The following is a 21745-nucleotide window of genomic DNA, read 5'->3' as shown; positions in this document are numbered from 1 at the left end:
GATTCGCAGGGCTGTCGCGATTGGCGATGGCATGGCGCATGCAGGCGCGCCTGACTGTCATCCCGCAGTCATCTAGGCTGCCTAGGATGGCCGGCAAGCCCGGACACGATGCACCTCGATGGTGCTGGTCTATTCCAGATTGGAGTTTTTCGATGCGCGATGAGGCGCCCCGTACCCTGACCGCCATCTGCAGCGCGCTGCAGGAACAGATCGAGCACGGCCTTTTGCCCCAGGGCAGCAAGCTGCCCGCCGAGCGCAAGTTGAGTGAACTGTTCGATACCACCCGCATCACCCTGCGCGAGGCGCTTGGGCAACTGGAGGCCCAGGGGCTGATCTACCGCGAGGAGCGCCGCGGATGGTTCGTTTCTCCGCCGCGGCTGCTCTACAACCCGCTGGTTCGCAGCCACTTTCACGCCATGGTGGCCGGACAGGGGCGCGTACCCGCCACCGAAGTGCTGGGCGCGCGGTTGATTCCGGCCAGTGTGGAAATCTGCGAGCTGCTGGAGCTGCCGGCGCTGTCGAGCGTCTACCAGATCCGGCGCGTCCGTCGCATCGATGGGCGCATGGTGCTTTATGTGGAGCACTACCTGAATCCGGCCTACTTCCCCGGCATCGTCGATTTCGACCTGACCCGGTCGCTGACCGAGCTGTACGACAGCCAGTACGGTATCCGCTATGGCCGCGTGCGCTTCGACATGGTGCCTACCGCCCTGCACCCGGACGCGGCGGCGCCGCTGAAGGTGTCAGCCGGTAGCCCGGCGCTGAAAATCACCCGCATCAACCGCGACCAGCATGGACGGCTGATCGACTGCGACCTGGAGTTCTGGCGGCACGATGCGATCCACGTGAGCGTCGAAGTGCCGGAGTGATTGGGCGGCTGCGCCGCCCTTGGCGAATGAATTCGCCCCCACAGAAAGCGGCGGCATTTGTAGGTTGGGTAGAGGAACGAAACCCAAGGTTGCGGCGTTTGTGACTGGCGATGTTGGGCCTCGCTGCGCTCGGACCAACCTACGCGGCGGCTGTGCCGCCCTTGGTGAATGAATTCGCCCCTACAGAGAACGGAATTTGTAGGTTGGGTAGAGGAACGAAACCCAAGGTTGCGGCGTTTGTGACTGGCGATGTTGGGCCTCGCTGTGCTCGGACCAACCTACGGGGCGGCTCTGCCGCGCTTGGCGAATGAATTCGCCCCCACAGAAAGCGGCGGCACTTGTAGGTTGGGTAGAGGAACGAAACCCAACGCTTCGCGGTTGATGCCGGAGTTGTTGGGCCTCGCTGCGCTCGGACCAACCTACGGGGCGGCTGCGCCGCCCTCGGCGAATGAATTCGCCCCCACAGAAGGCGGCGGCACTTGTAGGTTGGGTAGAGGAACGAAACCCAAGGTTGCGGCGTTTGTGACCGGCGATGTTGGGCCTCGCTGCGCTCGGACCAACCTACGGTGGAGCGAACGCAGATCAGGCGTAGTTCTCGGGGCTGAGCTTGCGCTCGACCAGCTCGATCAGGATGTGCAGCACCTTGATGTGCAGCTCTTGTACGCGGTCGGCGAAGTCGCCGCCGGGGGCGCAGATGCAGACATCGGCCAGGGCTTCCAGGGCGGAGCCGGGCTTGCCGGTCAGGGCTACCACCTTCACACCCAGGGCGCGGGCGGCTTCGGCGGCCTTGATGACGTTGGGGCTCTTGCCGCTGGTGCTGATGGCAATCAGCACGTCGCCGGCACGGCCGTGGGACTCCACGTAGCGGGAGAAGATGTAGTCGTAGCCGAAATCGTTGGCGACGCAGCTGATATGGCTGGGATCACTGATGGACACGGCGGCGATGCCGGGACGGTTCTTGCGGTAGCGGCCGGTCAGCTCCTCGGCGAAGTGCATGGCATCGCACATGGAGCCGCCGTTACCGCAGGAAAACGCCTTGCCCTTGTTCTCGAAGCTCTCGACCAGCAGCTCGGCCGCACGCTCGATGCTCTTCAGCGTCTGCTCGTTGGCAATGAAGTTGTCCAGGGCGCGCCTGGCTTCCTCCAGGCTGTTGCGAATATGGCTGAGCATGCGGGTTTCCTTTCTGATCAGGGCAGGTCGTGGCTGGAGTAGAAGGCGGCCAGCACCTTCACCAGATGGGCCAGGTCATGGCTGCCCGCCAGCTCGCGGATCGAGTGCATGGCGAAGGTGGGCAGGCCGATGTCCACGGTGCGCACGCCAAGCTGGCTGGCGGTGATCGGACCGATGGTAGAGCCGCAACCCATGTCGCTCCGGGTCACGAAGCTCTGGACCGGTACTTCGTTCTCCAGGCACAGGTGGCGGAAGAAACCGGCGGTTTCGCTGTTGGTGGCGTAGCGCTGGTTGCTGTTGACCTTGATCACCGGGCCGGCGTTGAGCTTCGGACCGTGGTTGCCGTCGTGCTTGTCGGCGTAGTTCGGGTGCACGCCGTGGGCGTTGTCGGCGGAAACCAGCAGGGAGCGCTGGATGACGCGGGCGAAGGCGTCGCCCTCCGGCAGTACCCGGCGCAGCACCTGTTCCAGCATCGGGCCGTCGGCGCCACAGGCGGAGCAGGAACCCACTTCCTCGTGGTCGGTGCAGACCAGCACGCAGCTCTCGTCCGCCTCGGCCGCGAGCAGGGCTTGCAGGCCGGCGTAGCAGGACAGCAGGTTGTCCAGGCGCGCACCAGCGATGAAGTCGCCGTCCAGGCCGATGACCGCAGCGTTCTGGGTGTCGTAGAAGGACAGCTCGTAATCCAGCACCGCATCGGCGACCACGCCATGTTCCAGGGTCAACTGCTCGGCCAACAGATCGCGGAATTCGCGGGCTTCGCCGGCGGCCAGTTGCGCCAGGATCGGTGGCAGCTCGGTCTGGGCGTTGATGGCCCAGCCCTGGTTGGCTTCACGGTTGAGGTGGATGGCCAGGTTGGGGATCACGGCGATGGGGGCCTGGAAGTCCACCAGCTGGCTCTCAACCATGCCCGCGGCGCGGTAGGTGACACGGCCGGCGAGCGACAGGTCGCGGTCGAACCAGGGGGCCAGCAGGGCGCCGCCATAGACTTCGACGCCCAGTTGCCAGAAGCCCTGCTTGTGCAGCTCGGGGTTCGGCTTGACCCGCAGGCAAGGGCTGTCGGTGTGGGCGCCGACCAGGCGCAGGCCGCCTTCCAGCACCGGGCGCTTGCCCAGTTTGATGGCGATGATGGAGGAGTCATTGCGGGTGACGTAATAACGGCCACCGCTTTCGATACGCCAGGCTTCGCGCTCGTCGAGGCGCACATAACCGGCGGCTTCCAGGCGCTTGGCCAGGCTGCGGGTGGCGTGGAAGGGGGTGGGCGAGGCCTTGAGGAAATCGATCAGGCCCTGGTTCAACTCTTCGCGCATTGGGGGGCTCCGGACAGCAGTGCCGGGAGTTTATCCCATAGCCCCCGAGGATTAGGAGGGCGACCAGCGGTGAATTTTCCTAACAGGCCGATAGGTGGGGTGTTGCGTCATTGGTACGGAGCTATATCCAGCCAGGCATTACGCCGGCTTTCAGCTACTGCCGTAGGGTGGATGTCGCTTTTCACATCCACCAGCGATGCCTGGACCCGGCGCCGATGGTGGATCGATGAAGCGTGATCCACCCCACAGGAAAACGGTGACCGATCAAAGGCGACGGGCTACCACCGAAAACAGGTGCCAGTGCTTGTTGCGGCCCTTGGCGGTGATGCCGTCCTCTTCCTTCTCTTCGAGCATCAGCACGGCCCAGCCAGACAGCAGTTCTTCCAGTTGCCGGCGGCGCAGGATGGTGATGCCGTTGTCGGCCCAGTCGTCCCGTTCGCCGAACAGGTGACCGGCGAACAGACCGCCAACCGGCAGGGCGCCGCAAATAGCCTGCCAGAGGGCGGGAAAGGCCGAGGGCGGGCAGAGCGGCAGGGCAAAACTGGAGTTGACCAGGTCGGCCGGTGGCAACGGCAGGCTTTCGAAGCGGCAGCAGCGGCTTTGCAGCCTCTGGCGCTTTTCGTCATCCAGCTGGGCATCGAGGCGGGCCAGTGCCTCGGGTTCCGCATCCACCGCCATTACCTTCCAGCCGCGCCTGAGCAGTTCGAGGGTGTCGCGGCCAGCACCGCAGCCAAGATCGAGGGCATGGCCAGGCGGCCCGTCCCAGATTTCCAGGGCAGTGAGCAGGGTATAGCGGGCGGGTTGCCCCTCGGTGGCGTTGTAGAACTCGGTGAGGCTCATCTCTTTCCCGAATCGAGGTCTTTTTCTTGAGCCTAGGTCAGAACGGCGCCGGGCACTCGAATCTCAGGCGTTCACCCGTCTGGGGATGGGTCAGGCAGAGCAGGCTGGCGTGCAGGCAGAGGCGATCATGGGCGGCCAGCGCTTCGGGGTTGGCGTAGAGGCGGTCGCCAAGCAGCGGATGTCCGATGGACAGCATGTGCACGCGCAGCTGGTGCGAGCGGCCGGTGATGGGGGTCAGCTCGACCCGGCTGTAGTGGCCGCAGCGCTCTATCACGCGCCAGAAGGTCAGCGCATGGCGGCCGTGCTCGAAGTCCACCACATGGCGCGGTTTGGTCGGCGGGTCGTAGCGCAGCGGCAGCTCGATGCGGCCGCTGTCCAGCTCCGGCTCGCCCCAGCAGAGCGCGGTGTAGGCCTTCTCGGTCTCGCGGTCGTGAAACTGGCGGGACAACTCGCGGTGGCTGTCGGCGTCGCGGGCCAGCACGATCAGGCCGGAGGTCTCCCAGTCCAGACGGTGGACGATACGCGCCTCGGGGTAGCCGTTTTCCTGCAGGCGGGTAATCAGGCAATCCTTGTTGTCGTCGGCACGGCCGGGCACCGACAGCAGCAGGGTGGGCTTGTTGACCACCAGCAGGGCATCGTCCCGGTGGATGAATTCGATCTGGGAAAGCGGCATGGGAGTTCCGGAAATGAAGACGGCGGCCGAAGCCGCCGTCGTGGATCCATAAGGACCCGGGTCTAACGCTCGATCAACGATCGGGCAGGGTGATGTTCAGCTCGAGAATAGAACAGCTGCCCTGATTCTCCAGCAGGACCTGAACCTGCTCTTCGTCGATGTCGACATATTTGCGGATCACGTCGACCAGGTCTTTCTGCAGGGCAGGCAGGTAGTCGGGTTGGCTACGTTGGCCACGTTCGTGGGCAACGATGATCTGGAGTCGTTCCTTAGCGATCGAAGCGCTGTTCTGCTTCTTCCGCTCGCGAAAGAAGTCGAAAATGTTCATTCACGGCCTCCGAACAGGCGTTGTAAGAGTCCCTTCTTCTGCACGTCGAGGAAGCGATGGGGCAGCTCCTTGCCGAGCAGGCGGTCGACGGCATCGCTGTACGCCTGGCCGGCGTCGCTCTGGTCGTCGAGGATGACCGGAATACCCTGGTTGGAGGCCTTGAGTACCGCCTGGGATTCCGGGATGACACCGAGCAGGTTGATGGCGAGGATTTCCTCGACGTCTTCGACGCCGAGCATTTCGCCCTTGGTGACGCGCTCGGGGTTGTAACGGGTCAGAAGCAGGCGTTCCTTGATCGGATCTTCGCCTTTCTCGGCGCGGCGGGACTTGCTGGCTAGCAGGCCGAGCATGCGGTCCGAGTCACGCACGGAGGAGACTTCCGGGTTGGTCACGACGATCGCCTCGTCGGCGTAGTACATGGCCAGGTGGGCGCCTTTCTCGATACCGGCCGGCGAGTCGCAGACCACGTATTCGAAATTCTGCTTCAGTTCCTCGATGACCTTGCCGACGCCTTCGAGGGTCAGCGCGTCCTTGTCACGGGTCTGGCTGGCGGCCAGCACGTAGAGGTTCTCAAGGCGCTTGTCCTTGATCAGGGCCTGGGTGAGGCTCGCTTCGCCATTGATGACGTTGACGAAGTCGTACACCACGCGGCGTTCACAACCCATGATCAGGTCGAGGTTACGCAGGCCGACGTCGAAGTCGACGATGACAGTCTTGTGACCACGCAGTGCGAGACCGGTACCGATTGCGGCGCTGGTGGTGGTTTTACCCACTCCACCCTTGCCGGACGTGACAACGAGGATCTTGGCCAAGGTGATTCACCCCAAATGAATAAGTAAAACCGGGAAGTTATCGGTTCGCCCGAACCGTCCTTCTTCCCTTTCAGTTCCCTGAAATTTCGCGGCAGTATCCGTTAAAGGCGGGTGATGTTCAACACGTCTCCCGACAGGCTGACCTGCACCTGCTGACCCCACAGCGGATCGCGGCGCAAGTCGTCTGCAACCTTGTACTGGCCGGCTACGGAGACCAGTTCGGCGGCCAATTGGCGACAGAAAATCCGCGCCTTGGTATCGCCCTTGATACCGGCCAGCGCGCGGCCGCGCATCGGGCCGTACACATGGATATTGCCGTCGGCGAGAAGTTCCGCACCGGGGCTGACCGCGGCGAGGACCACCAGGTCGCCGCCGGGCGCATAAACCTGCTGGCCACCACGCACCGGGGTGGTGATGACCTTGGTCGGTTGCACCTCGGGCTTGGGCGGCTCGGCGGGTTTTTCGACTTTTTTCTTCGCCTCGGGTTCTACCGGGTCGATGGGGCGTTCGCGGGCGCCGGACGGCGGCAGCACCGGGATGTCCAGGGCGTCGGCGGCGGCAATGTGGTCTTCGCGTTGCGCGCGGATGGCCAGGGTGCGTAGACCGTGGCGGCGGCAGATTTCCAGCAGCACCGGGAGGTCCAGCGGCGGTTCGCCTTCAGGCAGCTTGTCCAGCGCCATCACCAGTGGGGTGTTCTGGAAAAAGTTGGGGGCCTGGGCGACTTTCTCGTCCAGTTGCCGATCGAGGCGTTCGAGGTCGTTGTGGGCCAGTTCCATCACGGTGATGGCGAGCATGCTGCCCTTGAGCTGGAACACGGGTTCTTGGTCGAGAAGGTCGGCTTGGCTCATGGTCTGCCTGCAGTCGTGAATGGCGAGGACTTATAGCGAGATCGTCCGGCGCTAGCAAGCCGGAAGGGGGAGGCGCATTTGGAGTAGAATGCGCGGTTTTCTCGCTCAAGCGGATTCAGAGATGGATAGACCTCAATTTCGCCCACAGTTCCTTCACCCGCGCTTTTGGGCGCTGTGGCTGGGGCTGGGCCTGCTCTGGCTGATCACCCTGCTGCCGTACCGGGTGCAACTGGGGCTGGGGCGTGCACTGGGGGCGCTGATGCTGACGGTGGCTGGTTCGCGGCGCAAGATCGCCCGGCGCAATCTGGAGCTGTGCTTTCCCGAGCTCTCCAGCCGCGAGCGTGAGCGCCTGCTGAGGGAAAACTTCGCCTCCACCGGTATCGCCTTCTTCGAGATGGCCATGAGCTGGTGGTGGCCCAAGGCGCGTCTGGCACAGCTTTCCCATATAGAAGGCCTGGAACACCTGCAGAAGGCCCAGGCCGAAGGCCAGGGGGTGATCCTCATGGCCGTGCATTTCACCACGTTGGAGATCGGCGCCGCGCTGCTCGGGCAGGTGCACACCATCGACGGCATGTACCGTGAGCACAAGAACGCCGTGTTCGATTTCATCCAGCGCCGTGGCCGCGAGCGCCACAACCTGGATGCCACCGCCATCGAACGCGAGGACGTGCGCGCCATGCTCAAGGTGCTGCGCGCCGGTCGCGCCATCTGGTACGCGCCGGACCAGGACTACGGCCGCAAGCAGAGCATCTTCGTGCCGCTGTTCGGCATCGAGGCTGCCACCGTCACTGCCACCACCAAGTTCGCCCGTCTGGGCCGTGCCATCGTCCTGCCCTTCACCCAGCGTCGCCTGGAGGATGGTTCCGGCTACCGGCTGGTGATTCATCCGCCGCTGTCCGATTTCCCCGGCGACACCGAGGAAGCCGATTGCCTGCGCGTCAACCAGTGGGTGGAAGGTGCGGTGCGTGAATGCCCCGAGCAGTACCTCTGGGCCCACCGTCGCTTCAAGACCCGGCCCGAAGGCGCGCCGAAGCTTTACTGAAACCTATAATCGGGGAATCCCGCCCGGAGAGCAGTCCATGGATGCCAGCACCGCCACCCAGAAGCCCGTTACCGGGCTGATCCTTTCCGGTGGCGGTTCGCGGGCGGCTTATCAGGTCGGGGTGCTGGGCGCCATTGCGGACCTGCTGCCAGATGCCGCCTGCAACCCTTTTCCGGTCATCGTCGGCACCTCCGCCGGTGCGGTGAATGCCGTTGGCCTGGCCTGCGGTGCATTGCACTTCAGTCAGGCTGTCCGTCGTCTCAACAGCGTCTGGCAAGGCTTTCATTGCGGAGAGGTCTACCGCAGCGACTGGCCCGGCGTGATCCGCCAGAGTTCGCGATTCTTCGGTCACAGCCTGCTCGGACTGGGCCGTGATATCCCTGTGGCGCTGCTGGACAACGCTCCCCTGCGAGAGTTGCTGACCCGCGAGCTGGACTTCACCGGCATCTCCGCCGCCGTCCGCACCCGCCAACTGCGTGCCGTGGCCGTGACCGCCTTCGGGTACGAGACCGGCCAGGCGGTGACCTTCTACCAGGGCCGCGCCACCATCGATCCCTGGTATCGCCACCGCCGTGTCGGTGTGCCGACCCGTCTGAGTGTCGAGCACCTGATGGCCAGCGCGGCGATTCCCCTGCTGTTCCCCGCAGTACGCATGGGGCGCGAATATTTCGGCGACGGTGCGGTACGCCAGACGGCGCCCATCAGTCCGGCATTGCACCTGGGCGCCAATCGGGTACTGGTGGTGGGTGTGAGCGGCAACCCGCTGGGCATGAACCCCAGCCAGGAAATGGCGCAACCCCAGGGCGGCCGTCCGCCGACCCTGGCGCAGATCAGCGGGCATCTGCTGAACAGCACCTTCATCGACAACCTGGAAAGCGACATCGAACTGCTGGAGCGGATCAATCGGATGAGCCGGGCCATCCCGCCCGAATTGCGGCCACGCCATCTGAGTTCGGAGCAGGTGGAGGTGCTGGTGATCTCGCCGAGCCGGCCACTGGATGAAATCGCCGCTCGCCACCGCCGCGAGATGCCCCGCGCCATCCGCACCTTCCTGCGCGGTCCGGGGGCGACCCGGGCGAGTGGGGCGGGGGTACTCAGTTATCTGCTGTTCGAGCCTGGATACTGCAACGAACTGATCGAGCTGGGTTACCAGGACGCCATGGCCAAGCGCGCCGAGTTGCAGCGCTTCCTCGGCCTGGAGATGGCCCCGGTCTATCCCCACATCGTTCCGGCTCTCCAGCCGTAGGGTGGACGTCGCTCGCTACGTCCACCAGCGGAGCCCGGCGTGACGCAGATGGTGGGTCGGTGAAGCGTGACCCACCCTGCGTAACGACCAACGTTCAGCCCGGCCAAGGTGTCATACGCCGAAACGGCCATCCCGGTAGTCCCTCAGCGCCTGCTCGATCTCCTCGCGGGTATTCATCACGAAGGGGCCGTACTGGACGATGGGTTCACCCAACGGGCGACCCGCCAGCAGCAGGACCTTGGCACCGTCATCGCTGGCCAGCTCCAGGGCACCCTGTTCGGAGAGGCGCACCAGCCGTCCCTTGCCGATGGCGTGGCCGTTCAGGTGCACGTTGCCTTCGTAGACATAGAGCATCACCCGCAGGCCGTCGGCCAGTTGCGGCGATACCCGGCTGCCAGCGGGCAGGTCGAGGTCGAAGATGTGCGGCTCGCTGTGCGGGCGCTGCACGGCGCCATCGCGGGTGACCTGGCCATCGTCGAAGCGGCCGGCGATCACCAGTGCCTCGACGCCTTCGGCCGTGCGGACCCGCGGAATTTCCGCCGGGTCGAAGTCGCGGTAGCCGGGGTCGCCCATCTTGTCCTTGCCCGGCAGGTTCAGCCAGATCTGGAAGCCACGCATCACACCTTCTTCCTGCTCCGGCATTTCGCTGTGGATGATCCCGCGTGCGGCGGTCATCCATTGCACGCCGCCGTTCTGCAGCAGGCCGCTGTTGCCCAGGTGGTCCTCGTGGCGCATGCGCCCTTCGATCATGTAGGTGATGGTTTCGAAGCCGCGATGCGGGTGCGGCGGAAAGCCGGCGACGTAGTCGTCGGGGTTGGCCGAGCCGAACTCGTCGAGCATCAGGAAGGGGTCGAAGCGCGGTACGCCCTGCTCAGCGAAGACGCGGGTCAGGTTGACGCCGGCACCGTCGGACGCGGGCTGGCCGGGGCGTTGTTCGAGAATCTGGCGGTAGCTCATCTGAACCTCCTCAAGGTTGGAATGAGCGGGATGCTACGCCTATGAATTGAATGAATGGTGCGTGTTTTTTCTTGTTTTCTATCTTGTTTATCGATCTATTGGCTTCTCTGTAGGGGCGAATTCATTCGCCAAACCGGACCGGAGGTTCGGCGTGACGTGGCGAAGGGGCAGCTTCGCCGCCCTTGGCGAATGAATTCGCCCCTACAAATGCCGAGGCCGGTGGCCTTACTCGGCAATCTGCAACCTGCGCGACTGGGTATAGACGTAGCGCAGCTTCTCGTACTCGAACGGGGTGTTGAGCTGGCCGTAGCGGAAATTGGTGGTGTAGCGCTTGTCCACCATGCGTAGCGCGGTGATTTCCGGGTGGTTGCTGGCGACTTCCGGCACGTTCAGGAAGTTGATCTGGTAGTCGGCGACGTAGTCCACCACCAGTCCGCCGGTATCCCGCAGGTTGGATGGGCCGAGGATCGGCAGCATCAGGTAGGGGCCATCGGTGACGCCGTAGTAGCCGAGGGTCTGGCCGAAGTCCTCGGTCTGCTTGGGGAGCCCCATGCGCGTGGCCGGGTCCCAGAGGCCGACGACGCCGATGGTGGTGTTCAGCAGCAGGCGGCCGGTGATTTCCATGGAGCGCTGGCCCTTGAGCTGCAGCGCGCTGTTCAGCAGGTTGGGGACATCGCCCAGGTTGCTGAAGAAATTGCTCACGCCGCTGCGTAAGAAGCCCGGCGTGACATAGCGGTAGCCACGCACCACAGGCAGGAACACCCATTCGTCGAAACGGTAGTTGAAGTGGTAGACCCGACGGTTCCAGGACTCGTAGGGGTCGTACACGCTCAGCGCGTCCAGGGTGGAGCGCTCGAACTCGCGCTGGTCCAGGCCGGGGTTGAATTTCAGGTCCTTCAGCGGTTGGGTGAAACCGTCCTGGTCGGGCTCCTGGGCCACAGCCAGGCCACTGGTCAGCAGCAGGGCGATGAAGAGTGCTTTCTTAGCCACGGAAGAACTCCAGCATGGCGTCGCCGTTGACGCGGTAGTTGAGGTTGCCGCAGTGCCCGCCGTGCGGGTACACGGTCAGGCGGTCGCCCATGGCGCGGCGCAGGAAACCGAGGTCACCGGGGCCGAGGATGAGATCGTCGGCGTTGTGCATCACCGCGATCTTGCTGCTGTCCTTGAGGTAGTCCTCCAGGGCATAGAGGCTGACCTGGTTGATCAGCTGGGTCAGGCTGCCGCCGTCGAAGCGGGCGCGCCAGTAGGGGATCAGCTGCTCGGTGATGTAGCAATCGAAGTCGCACTGCAGGGCGCGCTTGTAGAAGGGCGTCAGGCTGGTGCCTTCGTTGATGGGGTACTTCACCGGAGTGATCAGGCCGCGATGGTTGATCAGGTCCGAGGTGAAGGCGATGTCCGAGGAAGAGAAGCGGAAGGACGTGCCGATCAGCATCGCCATCTGTTCATTGGAGAGCCGCTGTTTGGACTCCTGGAAGTCGAAGAGCAGGGCGTCGTTGAGGTCGATGTAGCCCTTCTGCTGGAAGTAACGGGTCAATTTGCCGAGCACCACCTGGTAGAAGGTGGTGGTGTCGTCGACGCCCTTCACGCGGGTCTGCACCAGGCGGTCGAGGTTGGTGACCGAGGTGTAGAGGTTCACCGGCGGATTGAGCAGCAGCACGCGCTTGAAGTTGAAGCTGCGGCGGGTTTCGTCCAGATGACTGACGAAGGCGGCTTCCAGGGCGCCCAGGCTGTATCCGGTGAGGTAGAAGTCGGTGACCTCCAGGCCCGGATGCTGGGCGCGCACGGCCTGCATCACGCGGTAGAGATCATCGGCATCCTCGGCCGTGAGTCCGGGCGTTGCATGGCGGGAGGCACTGGCCATGAAGTCGTAGCTGGTGGGCGAGGAGAGCTGCACCACGTGGTAGCCGGCGCCGTAGAACAGCTTCTTGAGATTCTCCGCGTGGGTACTGGCGTAGTGGCCGCCGGTGCCGGCAATGACGAACACCAGTGGCGCCGGGCCTTTCTGCTGCGCGAGGCGGTAGCGCAGCTTCTTCACCGACCAGAAGTTGTCGGGCAGGGCGCTTTCACGTTCCGGGCGCAGTTTCAGGTCGTAGTCGGCCTGGTCGATGTCGTCGTCCGCCGGCACCGCGCTGCGCAGGTCCGGCGGCGTGGTGGCGATGGTCGCCTCAAAGGGGTTGGTGATCGGAAAACCGTAGCTGGCGGCATCCAGGTCTGCGGCCAACACGTGGGCACAGAAGGTCAGGCTGCCCAGTAGGGCGGCGAGGCTTAGACGGAGCATAGGAGGGGTCCCTGTTCAGTTTCTGCGGAGGCCTTCGCCCGAAGTCATGGGCGGGCTCCAGCCACTCCACCGGTCCTGCCCATCAGGGCGGCCGGGCCGCGTTCCTTATAAGAGAACGTCATGAGTGAATACCGAGGCTATGACAACTGCAAGTATTGCAAGTGCGGTCCGTACGTCAGGCCAGGTTGTTGCGGATCGTTGTAAGGTTCTTGCATCGCTCGGACGGGGGGGTATCCTTGGCGCCGCTTACCCATTCGGAGAGAACCATGTCCAGCCGTTCGTCCCTCATCCTGCTGCTGATCCTGCTGCCGCTCTGGCTGGCTGCCAGCTACGGGGTCCGCTTCGCCCTGATGGAGGACGGCCAGTGGGTCGGCCTGTGCGTCGACGAAGCGCAACGCTGGGAATGCCAGGTTCGTGCCGGCCTGGGCCTGCTGATCCACTTCCGCGTCATTGCCTGGGTCGGCCTGGTTGCCTCCGTGGCGGCCTTCGTCATTCCCGGTCGCGCCGGCTGGAGCCTGGCTCTGTTGGCTCTGTTGTTCGCCCTGCCGGCCCTGGTGCTCTACACCGCCAGCCTCGCCGTGTTCGCCTGCGTCATCGCCGGCTTGCGCCTGGTGCGCCGCCAGCCGGAGCCGGTACCGATCAGCGCCTGATCCAGGTAGCAGGCAACAAAAAAGGACGCTTGGAGCGTCCTTTTTTGTGTCTGGCGAATCTGCTTTGTAGGGTGCGCTGCGCGCACCGGGAACCCTGCGCGGAGTTTCCGGTGCGCAGGGCGAGGCCTACGCCTTTACGCGCGAACCCGCAGGCTACGCCACAGGGCGGCCAGGAGCAGGGTGCTCACGGCAGCCCAGCCGATGGCCTGGACGTTGCCGAGGGTTTCCTCGTACAGCTGCGGCACGATGCCGGCGCCGATCAGCACCGCCATCAGGGCGATTTCGCGGCGCGGCGCGGCGACCGGGCGGAACAGGTAGACCAGTGCCGGCAGCAGCAGGGCGGCGCTGGGGAAGCTGCGGTAGCGGGCGTCGAACACCAGGGCCAGCATCAGCACCGCACCGGCGAAGCCGGAGGCGCACAGCCACCAGCCGCCACGGGTTTCCAGCCAGTCGTACAGGCGGCTGCGCACGCCGCCACGGGCGGACAGCGCCAGGGCACCGTGGGCCAGGACGATCAGGTTGAGACCGACCAGGAAGGCGGCCCAGGCCCACTCGCCGACGAAGCGGCTGGTGACCCGCGCCAACTCGCCCCAGAGGCCGATGCAGCCAGCGCCAACGGCGGCCAGCAGCGGCAGCACCAGGGCGGCGCGAGTCGAGGCAGGGCGGCCGGCGAGCACCAGGGTGGCCAGGAAGATCAGGCCGGAAACGCCCAGCCACAGGGGCCAGTAGGGCAGGTTGGTGACCGGACCGGCCAGCACGCCTTTCTCCTGGCGATCGGCATCGAACAGGCCCCAGTAGCCGCCCACCGCGCCTTCGCTGGCGCGCTTCCAGGGCTGGTCGAAGGCTTCGATCAGGTTGTAGCCCCAGCCGTTCTCCTCGGCCATGGCGACGAAGCCACGGATGAACTTCGCCTCGTTGACCCGGCTCGGTACGGCGGTTTCACGCTGGCGGCCTTCGCTGGGCCAACCGGTTTCGCCGATGAAAATGTCCTTGGGCGCGAACTTGTTGCCAAACACCTGGCGGATCTCGCCGACATGGCGCAGGGCCTGGTCGATACCGGCAGGGTCGTCCTCCCAGTAGGGCAGCAGGTGGATGGTGAGGAAGTCCACGGCCGGTGCCACTTCCGGATGGCGCAGCCAGAACTCCCAGACGTCCGCGTAGGTGACCGGCTGCTTCACTTGCGCCTTGACCTGCCCGATCAGGCTGGCCAGTTGCGCGCCAGTGACTTCCTTGCGCAGCAGGGTCTCGTTACCCACGATCACCGACTGCACTACGTCCGGGTTGGCGTTGGCGGCCTTGATCAGGGCGTCGATCTCCTTCTGGGTATCCACCGGATTGCCGTTCACCCAGGCACCCAGCATCAGCTTCAGGCCGTGCTTGCGGGCCAGCTCCGGAATGGCTTCCAGGCCGGTCATGGAGTAGGTGCGCACGCAGTGGAAGCGGGTCGCCAGCAGGGCAAGGTCGGCGTCCATGCGTTCAGGGCGCAGCACGAAGGGCTGGTCGAACGGCGACTGGTCCTTGTCGAAGGGGCTGTAGGACGCGCACTGCAGCTTGTGGGTGGGGGTTGCGGCATCCGGCAGGATCACCGGCTTGCCGAGGCCGTACCAGAGGCCGGCGAGGGCGACCACTGCGACCAGGAAGGACAGCAGATAGGGGAGTGCAGGGAAACGGGCGTTCTGACTCATGTTCGGGCGTGCTTGCGTGAGGGCAAAGCCGCGCATCTTAGCGGATTAGCCCTCATCGCTCCTACGGCCCGCAGCGGAAAATCCGTACGGGGGATTTCACGTTGATTAGAAGTTCTTCACGATCTCGCGAGCTAGAGAAGAACAAGGCGAAAAAGGCTGAGGACGCGGAGTTTACGACTGTAAATGAGCAGTACTCACTTCGCTCGCCCTCCGGGCCGTGCTGAAGCACGTTAGCCGCAAGCGGCTTTCCGAAGCCTTTTTCAACGCAGTTATTCCGACGCGCAGCAGATCGTCGTCTCAGGCGTGGTGGTGCAGCCAGGCATGTTTCGGAATCTCTTGCGCTGGCTTGTCCGCCTTCTCGAAGCGCTTCCAGATCTTCTCGTGGAAGTAGAAACCCACCGAGTTGCACAGCGGTTCCACCGCCGCCACCAAGCCGCCGACCGTGATGCTGCCAGTCAGGGCGTAGGCCACGCTGAAGGCAATGCAGAAGTGCATGAGGGTGAAGGTCACGGTCTTGAGCATGGCGCACCTCGTTAATGAGAATGATTATTCGATGTGCAGAGGTTAGGCCCGCCGCTCGATACAGGGAAATGTTCAGCTGCGATAGGTCTGATAGTTTGGCTTTATGAATGTCCTGCGACCTTGGTCGAGAACGCCCAGAAGTACGACTAAGGTCGTCTGTTGCGCTTGCACGGCCGTTCTATTGTTGACTTCACCCGCAACCCGCGCTGTGGAGGACAAAAACAATGAACGACAGCACTTACAAGCGGATTCAGGAGAATCCGCGCTTCCAGGAACTGGTTTCCAAGCGAGAGCGCTTCGCCTGGATACTTTCTGCCATCATGCTCGGCCTCTATCTGGCCTTCATTCTCCTGATCGCCTTCGAGCCGCAACTGCTCGGCACCCGCATCAACCCTGACTCTCCCGTCACCTGGGGTATCCCGATCGGTGTCGGTCTGATCCTGTCGGCCTTCGTGCTGACCGGCGTCTACGTCCGCCGCGCCAACGGCGAGTTCGACCGTCTGAATCAGGAAATCCTCAAGGAGGTCCAGTAATGATCGCGCGCATCCTTGCCGTGCTCGGCCTGATGGTCGTGGCGCCCGCACTCTGGGCCGCCGGTGCCATCGAGGGTGATGTCCAGCGCCAGCCGCTGAACGCCTCGGCCATCGTCATGTTCATCGCCTTCGTCGGCGCCACCCTTTACATCACCTACTGGGCCTCCAAGCGCAGCAAGTCGGCTGCCGACTTCTACACCGCTGGCGGCAGCATCACCGGCTTCCAGAACGGCCTGGCGATTGCCGGCGACTACATGTCCGCCGCGTCCTTCCTGGGTATTTCCGCCCTGGTATTCACTTCCGGCTACGACGGCCTGATCTACTCCATCGGCTTCCTCGTGGGCTGGCCGGTGATCCTGTTCCTGATCGCTGAACGCCTGCGCAACCTCGGCAAGTACACCTTCGCCGACGTGGCGTCCTATCGCCTGAAGCAGAAGGAAATCCGCACCCTGTCTGCCAGCGGCTCGCTGGTGGTGGTGGCTTTCTACCTGATCGCCCAGATGGTCGGTGCCGGCAAGCTGATCGAGCTGCTGTTCGGCCTGAACTACCACGTGGCCGTGGTCCTGGTCGGCATCCTGATGGTGCTCTACGTGCTGTTCGGCGGCATGCTGGCCACCACCTGGGTACAGATCATCAAGGCCGTGCTGCTGCTCTCCGGCGCTTCCTTCATGGCGATCATGGTGCTCAAGCACGTCAACTTCGACATCAGCACCCTGTTCAGCGAAGCCATCAAGGTTCACCCGAAAGGCGAGGCCATCATGAGCCCCGGCGGCCTGGTGAAAGACCCGATCTCCGCCATCTCCCTCGGCCTGGCCCTGATGTTCGGTACCGCTGGCCTGCCGCACATCCTGATGCGCTTCTTCACCGTGAGTGACGCCAAGGAAGCCCGCAAGTCGGTGTTCTACGCCACTGGTTTCATCGGCTACTTCTACATCCTGACCTTCATCATCGGCTTCGGCGCAATCCTGCTGGTCAGCACCAACCCGGCCTTCAAGGACGCCACCGGCGCCCTGCTGGGTGGCAACAACATGGCCGCCGTACACCTGGCCAACGCCGTGGGCGGCAGCCTGTTCCTGGGCTTCATCTCCGCCGTGGCCTTCGCCACCATCCTGGCGGTGGTCGCCGGCCTGACCCTGGCTGGTGCCTCGGCTGTGTCCCACGACCTCTACGCTTCCGTGGTCAAGAAGGGCAAGGCGAGCGAGAAGGACGAGCTGCGCGTATCGAAGATCACCACCGTGTGCCTGGGCTTTGTGGCCATCGGCCTCGGCATCCTGTTCGAGAAGCAGAACATCGCCTTCATGGTGGGCCTGGCATTCTCCATCGCGGCCAGCTGCAACTTCCCGGTACTGATCCTCTCCATGTACTGGAAGAAGCTGACCACCCGTGGCGCCATGATCGGCGGCTGGCTGGGCCTGGTCACCGCAGTGGGTCTGATGATCCTCGGCCCGACCATCTGGGTGCAGATCCTCGGCCATGCCACTCCGGTCTACCCCTACGAGTACCCGGCGCTGTTCTCCATCATCGTTGCCTTCGTTGGTATCTGGTTCTTCTCGATCACCGACAAGTCGACTGCCGCGGACGAAGAGCGTGCACGTTTCTACCCGCAGTTCGTGCGCTCCCAGACTGGTCTGGGTGCCAGCGGTGCGGTAGCCCACTGATCCACACTCCTTCCCCTGTAACTATTGGGCGGCCTTCGGGCCGCCCTTTTTGTTTGGCTGGCCCAGCATTACTGGGGGCGCAGATCGGATTGGCAAACTCGTGTGATGGCACTCGTCGAACTCCGTGCCGGCTGCCCCACCCCTCACCCCCGGCCCCTCTCCCTAAAAGGGAGAGGGGTGACTCGCGCCGACGAGGCCAAATCAATCCTGAAGCCCACACGGGGCCTGAACCGCACAGAAGAGGTGGGGCAGCGGCACCGCCCCGTCAGGAGGCCGAGCGGAATCGTTGTGGAGGGGGACGAGCGGCATGGATGCCGCGAGAGGCGTGTGGGGCCATGGATGGCCCCTCTCGCCGTGCCCCCGGAACGACGATGGAGGGAGGGAACCCCGGCGCAGCCGGGGCCGGATGCAGGGGCAAGCCCTTTTGGTTTCTTTTGGGTGGTGCGGCATTCCGACGACCGCCAAAAGAGACTCGCCGGGAGGCGAAACAGAAAACCGCAGCCCACTCGATAATGAGCTGGGCGATCAATCTCCCAGCCCGCACCTGATTTCAGCTTCCCGTCGCCTTCAAATCCTCCCCACCGCTATCAGAACCACCACAATGACCAACAGCAGCCCAACCGTGCTCGACGGTCCATAACCCCAGTGGCGGGAGTGAGGGAAGACCGGCAGGCCGCCAATCAGCAGCAGGATCAGAATGACGAGCAGCAGAATGGTGATCATGGGCGCGATTCCTCGGTGGCTGGTGAAGGCCCCGGCACGGTCGATAGGCTTGATGGCGCATTGACCATGCCTGTAGTTACCGACTGACCCTCTTCCGCGATGGTTCAAGGAAAACGACCCCATGGACACCCGCTCATGACCTACCGGATCGCCGCCGATGCCGTACTGCTGCTGCACCTGGCCTTCATTCTCTTTGTAGTACTGGGCGGGCTGCTGGTGTTGAAGTGGCCGCGCCTGGCCCTGCTGCACCTGCCGGCGGTGGCCTGGGGCGCGACGGTGGAGCTGCTCCACCTGATCTGCCCCCTCACGCCCCTGGAGAACCACCTGCGCCGGGTGGCGGGGGAGGAGGGCTACAGCGGCGGCTTCATCGAGCATTACCTGGTGCCGCTGATCTACCCGGCGGGGCTGACGCCGGGTATCCAGCTCTGGCTCGGAGCCTTCGTGCTGCTGATCAACCTGGTGCCGTACGGACTGTTGGCGAGGCGGCTGATGCAGCGCCGCTAGCGGCGTTTGCCCCCATCATTCAGCGCCGTGATTCACGGGTGGCGGGACTATGGCCTTGGCTACACTGCGGCTCATCTACCGCACAAGCAGAAAGGCACCTCACCATGCAAAACCGCATCATGATCACCGGCGCTGGTTCCGGGCTCGGTCGCGAAATCGCCCTGCGCTGGGCACGCGAGGGCTGGAAGCTGGCCCTGTCCGACGTCAGCGAAGCCGGCCTGGCGGAAACCCTCAAGCTGGTCCGCGAGGCCGGTGGCGATGGTTTCACCCAGCGCTGCGACGTCCGTGACTACAGCCAGCTCACCGCTTTTGCCCAGGCCTGCGAAGAGAAGCTCGGCGGCATCGACATCATCGTCAATAACGCCGGCGTCGCCTCGGGCGGCTTCTTCGAAGAGCTGTCCCTGGAGGACTGGGACTGGCAGATCGCGATCAACCTGATGGGCGTGGTCAAGGGCTGCAAGGCCTTCCTGCCGCTGCTGCAGAAGAGCAAGGGACGGATCATCAACGTCGCCTCCATGGCTGCGCTGATGCAGGGCCCGGCGATGAGCAACTACAACGTCGCCAAGGCGGGCGTGGTCGCCCTGTCCGAAAGCCTGCTGATCGAGCTCAAGGAGGAGGGTGTGGGTGTGCACGTGGTTTGCCCGTCCTTCTTCCAGACCAACCTGCTGGACTCCTTCCGTGGGCCGACCCCGGCCATGAAGCAGCAGGTGGGCAAGCTGCTGGAGAGCTCGCCGATCACCGCGTCCGATATCGCCGACTACATCTTCCAGGAAGTGGCCGCCGGCACCTTCATGATCCTGCCCCACGAGCAGGGCCGCATGGCCTGGGCCGTGAAGCAGAAGAACCCGCAGGCGCTCTACGACGAGATGGCCAGCATGGCGGCGAAGATGAGGGCCAAGAACCGCGCTTGAGAAAACTGGCTGTCCGATCGGTCAGGTTCGGCGCCGTCCGGGGTTGCCCGGCCGCGGACCGGGGGAGTAGGGTTGCTCCCCCGGCCTGACTGCCTATCCGGATGGACCCACCGTGAAACCCCTGTCCCGCGCGCTGCTGATGCTGGCGCTGGTGCTCGCCGCGATCAACCTGCGGCCCGGCATCACCTCTCTCGCTCCCCTGATCGAACGCATCGCCCACGAGCTGGCGCTGAGCCGCAGTCTGATCAGCCTGACCACGGCCTTGCCCGTGCTCTGCATGGGGTTGCTGGCGCCCCTGGCGCCGCGTCTGGCCGTGCGCTTCGGCCTGGAGCGGGTGATCACCTTCTGCCTGGGCCTGATCGGTGTCGCCCTGCTGGCCCGCCTGGGCAGTCACGCCAGCACTGTGCTGATCGGCAGCGCCGTGGCCATGGGCGCGGGCATCGCGGTTGCCGGGCCGCTGCTGTCCGGTTTCATCAAGCGCCACTTCCACGACCAGGTCGGGCGAGTGGTCGCCTGGTACTCCCTGAGCATGACCATAGGCGGTGCCGCCGGCGCGGTGCTGACGCCTCCGGTGACCCAACTGCTCGGGGACCAATGGCACCTCGGCCTGGCCTTCTGGTCCGTGCCGGCGTTTCTCGCATTGCTGCTCTGGCTGCGCATGCCCAATCGCGCCGAATCCGCCAGCGAAGCCGGGCAGGGCGGCCTGCCCTGGGGGGAGTCGCGAGCCTGGCTGATCACCGCGTTCTTCGCCCTCCAGGCTGGCCTGTTCTATGCGCTGACCACCTGGCTGGTGGCCCGCTACCACGAAGCCGGTCTCAGCCTGTTGCACAGCAACAGCCTGTTCAGCCTCTTCATGCTGGTGGGCCTGCCCAGCGCCTTCGTGCTGCCCTGGCTGGCCCAGCGTTTCGACAACCGCTACCAGTTACTGCTGGTGTGCGGTCTGATCAGCAGCGTCTGCCTGGGGATGATCTGCTTCCAGCCGACCTTGCTGCCGGAAGTCTGGGCATCGCTGCTGGGGCTTGGACTCAGTGGCTCCTTCGCCCTGTCCCTGGTGCTGCCGCTCTATGAGGCGCACACGCCGCTGGCAGTGAGCCGCTGGACCGCGATGATGCTGTTCGCCGGATACGGCATGGCCAGTTTCGCCCCGATCCTGGCCGGTTTAGGCCGCGACCTGGCGGGCAGCTACCAGGCGCCTTTCATGGTCATCACGGGCCTTGCGCTGGTCATGTGCGTGCTGGCCTGGGTGCTCGGGCTCAAGCGCCGTTGAGGACTTCGACGCATTTCCTTTCTCCCGTGGCAGTCCTGTGTTAGAAGGCTGCCACTGTTTTACTGGAGTGCCCGCGTGGAGTCCGAATCCATCGTCTATGGCTGCATCCGCGACTGGCCGTCGCTCGACGATCAGGAGCACCGGCTGCGCCGCGAAACCAATCGCCGTGTGCTGGACAGCCTGCCCAGCGGCGAGGCCTGGCCCTTTCTCGGCCGTGAGATGTTCTCCTGCTGCGAGCAACCGGGCGAGGGCGTCTTCCGTACCCAGGTGATTCACTTCGGCGCGAGCTATCCGGCGGTGGAGTACGAATGGAGCCTCTGGGTGAAGGCATTCGAAGCCCTGCTGAGGCAGCTCTACTGGAGCAGCGCGGTGGTTCACCTGGAAACCGAGCTCAACGGCATCCACACCTTCCGCTGGGAAAGCGAGCAGGGCTTCCACAGCCCCCAGGAAGATAATCTGCGGGTGCGCTGCGCCTGGGAACGCGAAGGCGGCGTGCACGGCTGACACCAGAGTCACCGGCCGCTCCACCCTGAAGGGAAACATCGATGCTCAATTACCTCTGGTTCTTCCTCGCCGCGCTCTTTGAAATCGGCGGCTGCTACGCCTTCTGGCTCTGGCTGCGGATGGGCAAGAGTGCCTGGTGGATCGTCCCCGGCCTGCTCAGCCTGACCCTCTTCGCCCTGTTGCTGACCCGCGTGGAAGCGGCCTATGCGGGACGCGCCTATGCGGCCTATGGCGGCATCTACATTGTCGCCTCGCTGTTCTGGCTGGGCGTCGTCGAGCGCGCCCGGCCGCTGGCCAGTGACTGGCTGGGCGCGGCCCTGTGCGTCCTGGGTGCCACCGTGATCCTGCTGGGGCCGCGCTTCTCTCCAAGCTGACGGCCGGCCGGTGAATTTTCCCTCAACCTTTCCAGATGGCCCGC

Annotated in this window: 24 protein-coding genes; 11 read left to right on the top strand and 13 right to left on the bottom strand. The window is 64.4% G+C overall.

Features of this window, described 5'->3' with window-relative positions; all coding sequences use genetic code 11:
• The first annotated feature begins 152 nt into the window (after window positions 1-152).
• Window positions 153-869, top strand: coding sequence for a UTRA domain-containing protein (locus E8F06_RS29285; protein ID WP_280372634.1), 717 nt, complete (start codon window positions 153-155; stop codon window positions 867-869).
• A gap of 582 nt (window positions 870-1451) precedes the next feature.
• On the opposite strand, the gene lpcA is transcribed toward E8F06_RS29285, so the two are convergent.
• The 7 genes from lpcA to minC form a co-directional block, all read right to left on the bottom strand.
• Window positions 1452-2039 carry a D-sedoheptulose 7-phosphate isomerase gene (lpcA, locus tag E8F06_RS29280; RefSeq protein ID WP_280372633.1) on the bottom strand — a complete coding sequence of 196 codons (588 nt, stop codon included), beginning with the start codon at window positions 2037-2039 and terminating at the stop codon, window positions 1452-1454.
• Window positions 2040-2056: 17 nt separating this feature from the next.
• Window positions 2057-3346 (bottom strand): M18 family aminopeptidase, encoded by a 1290-nt coding sequence (locus E8F06_RS29275; RefSeq protein WP_190827523.1) that lies wholly within the window; start codon window positions 3344-3346, stop codon window positions 2057-2059.
• Between the two features lie 264 nt (window positions 3347-3610).
• Window positions 3611-4186: a class I SAM-dependent methyltransferase gene (locus E8F06_RS29270; protein ID WP_280372632.1), complete on the bottom strand. Its 576-nt coding sequence runs from the start codon at window positions 4184-4186 to the stop codon at window positions 3611-3613.
• Between the two features lie 37 nt (window positions 4187-4223).
• Window positions 4224-4859 carry an RluA family pseudouridine synthase gene (locus tag E8F06_RS29265; protein WP_190827526.1) on the bottom strand — a complete coding sequence of 212 codons (636 nt, stop codon included), beginning with the start codon at window positions 4857-4859 and terminating at the stop codon, window positions 4224-4226.
• Between the two features lie 73 nt (window positions 4860-4932).
• A complete protein-coding gene (gene minE, locus E8F06_RS29260; protein WP_016491219.1) occupies window positions 4933-5187 on the bottom strand; it encodes a cell division topological specificity factor MinE in 255 nt (84 codons plus the stop codon).
• Window positions 5184-5999, bottom strand: coding sequence for a septum site-determining protein MinD (gene minD / locus E8F06_RS29255; RefSeq protein WP_077523931.1), 816 nt, complete (start codon window positions 5997-5999; stop codon window positions 5184-5186). Before minD ends, minE begins: the two co-directional genes overlap by 4 nt.
• A gap of 101 nt (window positions 6000-6100) precedes the next feature.
• Window positions 6101-6847, bottom strand: a complete 747-nt coding sequence (gene minC, locus E8F06_RS29250) for a septum site-determining protein MinC (RefSeq protein WP_280372631.1) — start codon at window positions 6845-6847, stop codon at window positions 6101-6103.
• A 121-nt stretch (window positions 6848-6968) separates the two neighbouring features.
• Between minC and E8F06_RS29245 the strand changes: the two genes are divergently transcribed.
• Together E8F06_RS29245 and E8F06_RS29240 are read left to right on the top strand one after the other, a co-directional pair.
• On the top strand, window positions 6969-7889 hold the full coding sequence (locus E8F06_RS29245) for a lipid A biosynthesis lauroyl acyltransferase (RefSeq protein WP_280372630.1): 921 nt from the start codon (window positions 6969-6971) through the stop codon (window positions 7887-7889).
• 37 nt (window positions 7890-7926) lie between these two features.
• On the top strand, window positions 7927-9135 hold the full coding sequence (locus E8F06_RS29240; RefSeq protein WP_190827529.1) for a patatin-like phospholipase family protein: 1209 nt from the start codon (window positions 7927-7929) through the stop codon (window positions 9133-9135).
• A gap of 111 nt (window positions 9136-9246) precedes the next feature.
• On the opposite strand, the gene E8F06_RS29235 is transcribed toward E8F06_RS29240, so the two are convergent.
• From E8F06_RS29235 to E8F06_RS29225, 3 genes are all read right to left on the bottom strand, one after another.
• Window positions 9247-10092, bottom strand: a complete 846-nt coding sequence (locus E8F06_RS29235) for a pirin family protein (RefSeq protein ID WP_280372629.1) — start codon at window positions 10090-10092, stop codon at window positions 9247-9249.
• A gap of 225 nt (window positions 10093-10317) precedes the next feature.
• Entirely contained in the window at window positions 10318-11082 is a 765-nt protein-coding gene (locus tag E8F06_RS29230) for a VacJ family lipoprotein (protein WP_280372628.1), read from the bottom strand.
• Window positions 11075-12370: an alpha/beta fold hydrolase gene (locus tag E8F06_RS29225; RefSeq protein WP_280372627.1), complete on the bottom strand. Its 1296-nt coding sequence runs from the start codon at window positions 12368-12370 to the stop codon at window positions 11075-11077. Before E8F06_RS29225 ends, E8F06_RS29230 begins: the two co-directional genes overlap by 8 nt.
• A 266-nt stretch (window positions 12371-12636) precedes the next feature.
• Between E8F06_RS29225 and E8F06_RS29220 the strand changes: the two genes are divergently transcribed.
• On the top strand, window positions 12637-13020 hold the full coding sequence (locus E8F06_RS29220; protein ID WP_280372626.1) for a hypothetical protein: 384 nt from the start codon (window positions 12637-12639) through the stop codon (window positions 13018-13020).
• Window positions 13021-13154: 134 nt separating this feature from the next.
• On the opposite strand, the gene E8F06_RS29215 is transcribed toward E8F06_RS29220, so the two are convergent.
• Window positions 13155-14705 (bottom strand): glycosyl hydrolase family 17 protein, encoded by a 1551-nt coding sequence (locus tag E8F06_RS29215; protein ID WP_280372625.1) that lies wholly within the window; start codon window positions 14703-14705, stop codon window positions 13155-13157.
• A gap of 297 nt (window positions 14706-15002) precedes the next feature.
• Window positions 15003-15227: a DUF2061 domain-containing protein gene (locus tag E8F06_RS29210; RefSeq protein ID WP_190827536.1), complete on the bottom strand. Its 225-nt coding sequence runs from the start codon at window positions 15225-15227 to the stop codon at window positions 15003-15005.
• A gap of 224 nt (window positions 15228-15451) precedes the next feature.
• Here E8F06_RS29210 and E8F06_RS29205 point away from each other — a divergent pair, with 224 nt between their 5' ends.
• Together E8F06_RS29205 and E8F06_RS29200 are read left to right on the top strand one after the other, a co-directional pair.
• Window positions 15452-15760, top strand: coding sequence for a DUF485 domain-containing protein (locus E8F06_RS29205; RefSeq protein WP_190827537.1), 309 nt, complete (start codon window positions 15452-15454; stop codon window positions 15758-15760).
• Complete coding sequence (locus E8F06_RS29200) at window positions 15760-17418, top strand: cation acetate symporter (RefSeq protein ID WP_280372624.1); 1659 nt, start codon at window positions 15760-15762, stop codon at window positions 17416-17418. The genes E8F06_RS29205 and E8F06_RS29200 overlap by 1 nt, the downstream gene beginning before the upstream one ends.
• 567 nt (window positions 17419-17985) lie before the next feature.
• Here the strand turns inward: E8F06_RS29200 and E8F06_RS29195 are convergent.
• Window positions 17986-18138, bottom strand: a complete 153-nt coding sequence (locus tag E8F06_RS29195; protein WP_280372648.1) for a DUF3309 family protein — start codon at window positions 18136-18138, stop codon at window positions 17986-17988.
• Window positions 18139-18276: 138 nt separating this feature from the next.
• Here E8F06_RS29195 and E8F06_RS29190 point away from each other — a divergent pair, with 138 nt between their 5' ends.
• The 5 genes from E8F06_RS29190 to E8F06_RS29170 all read left to right on the top strand — a co-directional run bounded on the left by E8F06_RS29190 (window position 18277) and on the right by E8F06_RS29170 (window position 21701).
• A complete protein-coding gene (locus E8F06_RS29190; protein ID WP_280372623.1) occupies window positions 18277-18645 on the top strand; it encodes a DUF2784 domain-containing protein in 369 nt (122 codons plus the stop codon).
• A 104-nt stretch (window positions 18646-18749) separates the two neighbouring features.
• Window positions 18750-19556, top strand: a complete 807-nt coding sequence (locus tag E8F06_RS29185; RefSeq protein ID WP_280372622.1) for an SDR family oxidoreductase — start codon at window positions 18750-18752, stop codon at window positions 19554-19556.
• A gap of 112 nt (window positions 19557-19668) precedes the next feature.
• Complete coding sequence (locus E8F06_RS29180; RefSeq protein ID WP_280372621.1) at window positions 19669-20823, top strand: MFS transporter; 1155 nt, start codon at window positions 19669-19671, stop codon at window positions 20821-20823.
• 75 nt (window positions 20824-20898) lie between these two features.
• On the top strand, window positions 20899-21327 hold the full coding sequence (locus E8F06_RS29175) for a hypothetical protein (protein ID WP_190827545.1): 429 nt from the start codon (window positions 20899-20901) through the stop codon (window positions 21325-21327).
• A 41-nt stretch (window positions 21328-21368) separates the two neighbouring features.
• A complete protein-coding gene (locus tag E8F06_RS29170) occupies window positions 21369-21701 on the top strand; it encodes a YnfA family protein (protein ID WP_280372620.1) in 333 nt (110 codons plus the stop codon).
• Window positions 21702-21745: the final 44 nt, after the last annotated feature.

Origin of the sequence: Pseudomonas sp. BN411 (genome assembly GCF_029871235.1) — a bacterium.
Lineage (GTDB): Bacteria > Pseudomonadota > Gammaproteobacteria > Pseudomonadales > Pseudomonadaceae > Metapseudomonas.
Note: the sequence above shows the minus strand (reverse complement) of the source record. Positions and strands in the feature narration are given on the sequence as shown.